Below are 7,346 nucleotides of genomic sequence, written 5' to 3' on the forward strand. Positions count from 1 at the left end.
CAGGGAGACAGGGAAACAGGGAGACAAGGGAGCAAGGAGACAAGGAAGCAAGTAGACAGGGAAATAGGTAGACAGGGAAACAGGTAGACAGGGAAACAGGGAGACAGGGAAACAAGGAGCCAGGTCTTGGTGCATCGGCGAACTTGTTTACCTGTCTACTTATCTACTTGTTTACCTGTCTACCTGCCTACTTATTCACTGGTGAAGACCAGCGGAAGGAAGGTGGGGCGCTGGGGTGGTGTGAAGTGGAAGCCAATATCGACTGTACCGCGATCGGGTTGCCCGTCGATCTGAGTTGTGGTTGTGTGTAGGCCGTGGGACTGAGCCGATCCGTAGCCTGCGTCGATCAGTGGGCAGTTGGATCCGGCACTGCCCGAATGACAGAGATAATAGTCTCCTTGCGGGCCGCGAAGCATTTCTGGATCCACGAGCAGGTCGTTGGTGCCAGGCCCCATGTTGACGTAGTGCCCGTATGAATTGTCGAAGAAATCGTTGTGGGTCATCTGCGACGGGTGGCTTCCATCGGTGCTGCGGATTCCTCGACCGTTGCGCACGACGGCGTTGTTGATGAAAACAGGCGCCGAACCGGTACTCAGGAAGACGCCATCGCCGCCGCTATTGCGGTTGTTGTCGGCGATTGTGTTGTTGGCAATGCGAGGGCTGGTGCCTGTTACATACATGCCGTCGCCGTAGCTGCCCGATCGATTGCCTGCGATCAGATTGTTGCTGATATCGATTCCGCTGCCAGCTTGAACCACCAACCCACCCCCCAGGTCGTGGGCATAGTTGTCACTGATCTTGTTGCCAAATACCCTGGCAGTGCTGCCCTGCATGTGGATGCCACCGGCGTGCAGATTGGCCTCATTCCAGGCGATGATGTTGTTCAATATCTGGCTGCGATCGTCGACGTTGATGATCATGGCACCGCCTGTGCCGCCGGACCAATTGTTGCTAATCGTATTGTTTTCGACCAACGAGCTGGAGTTGTTGTTCAGGAAGAGGCCGCCGCCACCACCTTGAGCCTGGTTGCGGGTGATCAGGTTGCCCCGGATGGAAGGGGCGGAATCGCTGTTGACCACCATAGCGCCGCCAAATCGGGTGGCCAGATTATCGAGCAAATCGTTGCTCTCGATGATCGGATCGGAGAACCACTCCACATAGATGGCGCCCCCCTCCATCGCAGTATTGTTTTCGATGCGGTTGTGGCGAACGACCGGGTTCGCATTGATATGGATCTTGATTCCACCACCGGTGCCCGCGACGGTATTGTTGCGTATGATATTCGAGTCGACCAGTCCATCTGAATTGTCCTGGATATTGATCGCCCCGCCGTCATTGCCAGCCTGGTTGTATTCGAACAGATTGTCGAGAATGTCGACCGAGCTGTTTCTGAGAATCACAAGTCCAGCGCCGAAGCCTGACGCTGCGTTGTGAGCAAAATAGTTATCGATGATGCGGATGCTGGTACGCGACTGGCTGGCGTAAAGCCCCGCACCGTCGGTAGCCTGATTGTTTACGACGTCCAGGTTGGAGAGCAGCACGTCATGGGCACCGCGGAGCTCGATGCCGCCGCCAACCGAGGCTGCCTGGTTGCCCTCGAACTGGCAGTCGGAGATGGTCGCCAGGCCATTCACGACCAGGACGCCACCCGCACTGCCGGAAAGGGCCCGGTTGTTTCGCACGGTTGAACTGCGCAGCGTGAGCGATGAATTGGGGCCGGCTCTCAATGCGCCTGCAGAGTTACTGGCCTGGTTGGCAGAAAAGGTGCTGTCGACAATGGTCAAGATGGCATCGTCCGAGTAAACACCGCCTCCCATGGCAGCCGAATTGCCCGTCACGGTCACCCCGGTCATCGTCAGGGTGGACGCCTGACTGACATCGATTGCCCCGCCGTTGCCTGTGACGGTGTTGTTCTCGAAACGCCCGCCTGTGATGGTGGCGGAACTGTGATCGATGATTCGCAGACCGCCACCTAGCCAGGCTGTGGACCCCTTTACCGTCGAGTTTTCCATAACGAGGCTGGCATTGTTCTGAACGAAAATCGAGCCGCCATGGGCGGATCCTGTGGCTCGATTGTCGATGAACAAGCTGTTTCTCAAGGTGGTCCGGCCACCGTTGACTACTGTCAATCCGGAGCCGGTGACTGCACGATTGTCGCGGAATTCCACATTATCCAGAAGAGCGTCGCTCGGGCCTGCCACGTGAATGCCGCCACCTGAACCAGCGGTGACGTTATTGGTAATCCTGCTGTTTCTGACCGTGGGCGATGCGCCATTTCTAATCTGAATGCCTGCCCCAGGACCGCCGCCACCTCCCATGATGGTGAGCGTTTCGATGACGGTGCTGCGCCCAATGGCGTTGTTGCCGGCAACGACCACGGGGTTGGACCCATTGCCCTGAATGATCGTGCTGCCACTTCCAGCCCCACTGATGCTAATTCCTGGGCGCAGGGTGAGACTTTCCACGTAAGTGCCTGGTCCGACACGGAGAGTGCTTCCGCTGGCAGCCGCGTCGATGCCAGCCTGAATGGTCCGGTAAGGGCAGCCGCTTGAGCAGACGTCGTACTGCTGGGCCAGGCTGAAGTGGGATGGGAAGAGAGCGAACATGGTTGCTATCGAGGCGAGCAGGATTAGCAGCCTTCTGGTGAGTTGTATGGATTGTTTTTTCATAGTGCAATAGATTTGGATCGACATGTCTTCACGACTGCAATCCATTGGTTAGTATAGGCGATTGCAGCGATGGGCACAATAGGAAACTGGTACTACCGACCGCTGACCGAGGACCGCCGACCGCGGACCGCCTCTTCCGTCCTCTTGCTGCCGTCTGCCGTCCGTGGTCCGCCGTCTTCTGAGCATATTGTTACCTGCGTAACTCCAGCTACTAAGTCGAGCGATGTCGCGATCGGAACAGGCCAAAGCCAATCAGGATCGCGACCAGGGCAACACCGAGAAGGCTCAGCGCGCCACCCAGGCGAAGGGAATCTGGTTGAAAACGGAAAGTTACGGTGTGTGTACCTGCAGGCAGGACAACACCCCGCCACACCTGGTTCACCTGCAGGACTTCAGTGTCCTGCCCGTCCAGGGTGGCTGTCCATCCCGGATGATACTGGTCACCCAGGACCAGGATACCGGGTTCCCTGGCCGTGGCCTGTATTTCGATCTCTGTGAGGCCGTAGTGAGTAATCTTGGCAGGGTCGGCCGGCCTCGGTGGTGTGACAGGCAGGCCTTCGAGCCTGTCGTTGATGACCACATTCCGTACATCGAAGGTGTCCTCCATCAGGCGCACGAGTACGGGCCGTCGACCCCACACATTTTCGACCGCGTACGCGACGAAGGCCCGGGGCAGGGGAGACAATCTTTCCTGAATGGCCACCTCGCCGTCGTAGGCGTCGCGCCATGGGCTGCCAAAAAGGGCTGTAGCAGGTTGCCCCTGCGAGTCGGTGCAGAGTGCGATGCTGCTCGTTTCCGACGGCCCTTGCGAGGAGATCTCCCACGCATAGGTCTTTCCTGGCGCATCCAGTTCTGGAGCAAAGTAGATGGTGGTCCACTGGCCATCTGCAACGGAGACGCCATCTATCTGTTCTTCCAGCATCTGGCGGTGACGGTCCACATCTGACCACATGCGAACGACCAGGTTGCCTGGGTCGTCACTGAGAACGCGGAAGCGAAAGTCCAGGCGGTTCACGGCCGAGTTCCGCACTGAAAAGAGGCCGTTCAGGGGATGATCTGCGGTGATCTGTCCTGAGGTGCTTTCGCAGGAATCGAGGAGATGCTCGGGGACCGGATTGACATCCTTCACCGGATCTGTCCAGATCACGTATCGCACCTGTAGAAGATCCAGCAATCGGGTCGATGGATCGCTCAGGCCTATCCAGTTCCAATGCCGCCCGGTTGGATCGCCTAATTCGGCCAACACGAGATGAGCCATGGGCACGATCGAGGAATAGCCGCCTCCCTGGGCGAGTTCAAAGATCGTCGGGATATTGGGTCCCATCACGACAGTGCTGCCCCGGGAATAAGGTGCAATGCGATAGGGCGGCGCGTTTTCTTTCAGGAATTCGATCGCCGGCGTTTCAGGCATTAACTGCTCGATCGGCCCGGTGGGATTGAACCTGGCGCCAAGCAGGAAAAGTTCAAAATAGACCAGGGCAATCAGAGCCCATTGGGTCCAGGGTTGCCAGGATGGTTGCCGAACTCCAAGGGTGAATAGAAGGACTGTTGCTGCCAGGACCAGGGCGGCAAGCCCGAAATAGGGAAACAGGGCGTCCATGTGGGTCTGAATGTTGGCCAGATTCAGGAAATATGCAGCCACGACTGCCAGGAAAAGAGCAGCGGCAGCGACAAACAGTGGTACCAGGGACCCCTCCTGTGAGTCGAGGGTCATTGCGGCCAGCGTGCCGATCAGCAGGGGCAGCAAGAAGAGGGTGCGGTGGAGAGACAGATACTTGATGCCTGGAAAAGTGGCCAGCAATTCGACGCCGGGGCCTCCAACCGCAAAGTAGAGAACGATTGCGCTGAGTAACAACAGATAGGTCGCAAGGAAGCGTCGCTGTGCAAAAAAGGGCGCGATCAGGGCGAGCAGAAGGGCGGGCATGCCTGTGTAGATGGTACCCTCACTGAAATTGAAGTAGCCCCAATAGTCGCCGATTGACGTGGGGTTGCCAAAGAAACCTGGTATGAGAAGGGAGATGAGCTGGGAGGCAGGCAACGGATCTCTCAGCCCCTGCGCGGCGACCCGGTGACTCAGGGCCAGGAACTGATCAAAGGGCAGAATCTGAACGGCCGAGATCAGGGCGCCGATTGCCGCAGCCACGATAGCAGCCATGACTGCCCACACGCCTGCCCGCCGGTCAGGGCGCTGTTCCATGGCACGGCCCACGGCGTACAGAACGAGGAAAATGGCGAAAGTCAACGCGAATGTCAGTTGGCCTGCCAGGTAAGCTATTCCCAGGATCAACCCGGCCAACCCGATCAGGGCCCAATTGCGGCGCTGGATGCCCAACTCGAATGCGAGCAGTACACCAGGCAACCATGCCAGGGTACTGGTCCAGAAGAGCGTTTCGAACCAGGTGACAAGATAGCCACTGAGGGCGAAGATGAGAGCGCCCAGCAGAGCGGCGCGATAATTCAACCTGAGGGCTCGGAGGAATCCGTAGGTGAAAAAACCGGCCAACAGGATATGGAACCAAAGGCCGATAGAAATAGCCCGCGCTGCGCCGGTCGCTACTCCCAGGAGAACGAAAACCGGGTAGAAAGGCTGTGCGATTGGATCGGCAATAACAGGATGCCCCAGGAAAATATGAGGATTCCAAAGGGGCCAACTGCCCGCTTCCACGGTGTCGATGGCGAATTGCAAAAAGGGATAAAACTGGTAAAGCGGATCGGTGATCAGGGGGTTCTGGAGGGGTTGCAGAGGCCCGTCGCGCCAGGGGGGATTGTTGTTTGCCAGGTCCACAGGCAAAAACGTCTGTCCCGGTTTGAGACCACCTGCGTGGAACAGGGTGGTGGCCAGTGCCAGGACAAGCAATGCCACCAGGTCGTGTCTATGGCGACGGATAAATTGTTTCATGAGCGTAAAATCGACAGCCGCCCCCAATATCGGGGTGTTGGGAAGGTCTTCCTGCAGGTGGCGTTTTTCGGGCACGGCAATATCTGCAGGAGGCCTTGAGCGACCGGGCCATCGTGAGGAATATAACGCAGAAGCGGGGTGGAGTCAACCTTCGAGTTCTATGCGTTCTGTATTCGGGATGCCAACGATCGAAAACAGCGTTGGATCCCGGTCAGTTGGAGGCATCCGGCGAGGGGGTGGCTTCCTGCTGAACCTGGTCGCTTCCGGACAGGGAGGGAGGTTCTGGCGGCCAGGGGTAGAAGGGCTCATTGCGCTCGTACTGGCCGCGGAGGTGTTCTCTTACCTTGATCAATAAATCGGTTGCGCCTTGGCCAGCTTCGCCTGTCCATCGGGATGGATCGCTGAGCTCCAGGAAACGACTCCAACCCTGGTCGCGCTGGCCCCGGGCTTCGTACGCCAGGAGAAGGAGGACCGCTCTGCCAATTTCCCGTTGGCCTTGCAGGGGTTGACCATAGCTGCTTTCCAGATCTTGCCGGGCCTGGCTGATCTGAAACTCGAAATAGCCGGGATAGCGTAACGAGGCATCGCCATAGTCTGTGCCGTTCCAGGCGTAGATGCGGTAGAGACCTGGCGACGATTCCCGGTCGAGTCCGAACGCGAACTCGAAGCGACCGTCCAGGAGTTCGATTTCGGGCAGTCCGTCGCCGTCCAGGTCGTTCAGCCATTTGGGAATAATGGGGACTGTCAACAGGTGCAGAAAGGGGACGGCGCCGGTGATCTCCCTGATTTGGGCTGACCCGTCAGCTCCAGGTATGAGCTGCAGGATGTACACGCGAGTGCATGCCCAGCAGAAACCTCCGTTGGCCGCCCAAACTGGAAGCTCCAGGAGACCATCGTTGTTGATATCTTGCCAGCCCAGGGAGGACTCCCAGGTATAGCCAAGCCCTGCAAACTGCAATACCTGATCGCTGCCCTCGTCCTCATACAGAAGTTGAGGTGGCTGGCCTTCCTGGTGTTGGTAGATCAACAGCCGCGGTACCTTATCGCCCAAACGGAACTCAGTCTCCTCTTCAGGTGGCTCCAGGAGATAGGCGACGATTTGGTTTCCGCCAGCGCCGGTCGCCTGCTCGTCGATGAGGATGTAATCCGCGGCTTGCAGGCGGTCTATGATATCATCTGCGAAGCCAAGGGCTATAGCCAGAGGTCCCGGCGTCGGCGTCTGGGATGGGCTTTCCGTGGGTGTTGGGGAGGGGGTCGAGGTTGGCGTGCCAGTCGGAATCGGGGTATCCGTAGCTACCGGGGTCTTTGTCGGCGTCCGGGTATCGGTGGGACGGGGGGCAAGGGTAACTTTGGAACGGGGAGTGGGTGCGGTTGGCGTGGCCGTAGGCAGGTTTGCCAGAGCGTTTCGGTCGGGCGTGGGCAAAGTCGCGGGCGCACAGCCCACCAGCACGGTAAGTATCGCCAGCAAAACCAATCTCGATAGCCGGGTCTTTCGAATGGGCATATATGGACTCTGTCGTCGAGCGGCGGTAGCGGGAATCGGCAAAGGTGGGACCGGGTCACGGGAAAGTCGTGTTGGCACTGCCCCTTCTCCGGCCTGGGTGACTGCGTCGGCAACGCCGATCAAAGTTGGATGAGTCATTGTAACATTCGCGATGTCCGGAGTCAAAGGATGGTTGGTGGCTTCCGCCATTGACGCGGGGACGCGGGGAGGGGCGACACGGGGACGCTGGGACGCGGGGACGCGGGGACACGGGGACACGGAGAGGGGGGACGCG

The 7,346-nt window shown here is 58.5% G+C and carries 3 protein-coding genes; all 3 read right to left on the bottom strand.

Annotated features, from left to right (window positions below; genetic code table 11):
* Positions 1–191: 191 nt before the first annotated feature.
* Positions 192–2,693, bottom strand: coding sequence for a right-handed parallel beta-helix repeat-containing protein (locus tag U9R25_20410; protein ID MEA3338259.1), 2,502 nt, complete (start codon positions 2,691–2,693; stop codon positions 192–194).
* Positions 2,694–2,880: 187 nt separating this feature from the next.
* Positions 2,881–5,643, bottom strand: a complete 2,763-nt coding sequence (locus tag U9R25_20415) for a YfhO family protein (protein ID MEA3338260.1) — start codon at positions 5,641–5,643, stop codon at positions 2,881–2,883.
* Between the two features lie 136 nt (positions 5,644–5,779).
* Entirely contained in the window at positions 5,780–7,210 is a 1,431-nt protein-coding gene (locus U9R25_20420; GenBank protein ID MEA3338261.1) for a hypothetical protein, read from the bottom strand.
* Positions 7,211–7,346 lie beyond the last annotated feature (136 nt).

Source organism: Chloroflexota bacterium (assembly GCA_034717495.1).
In the GTDB taxonomy this organism is placed as follows: domain Bacteria; phylum Chloroflexota; class Anaerolineae; order JAAEKA01; family JAAEKA01; genus JAYELL01.

Coding starts and splice junctions, on each gene's coding strand:
- U9R25_20410 (MEA3338259.1), bottom strand. CDS start 2,693: ATGTCGATCCAAATCTATTGCACTATGAAAAAACAATCCATACAACTC.
- U9R25_20420 (MEA3338261.1), bottom strand. CDS start 7,210: ATGACTCATCCAACTTTGATCGGCGTTGCCGACGCAGTCACCCAGGCC.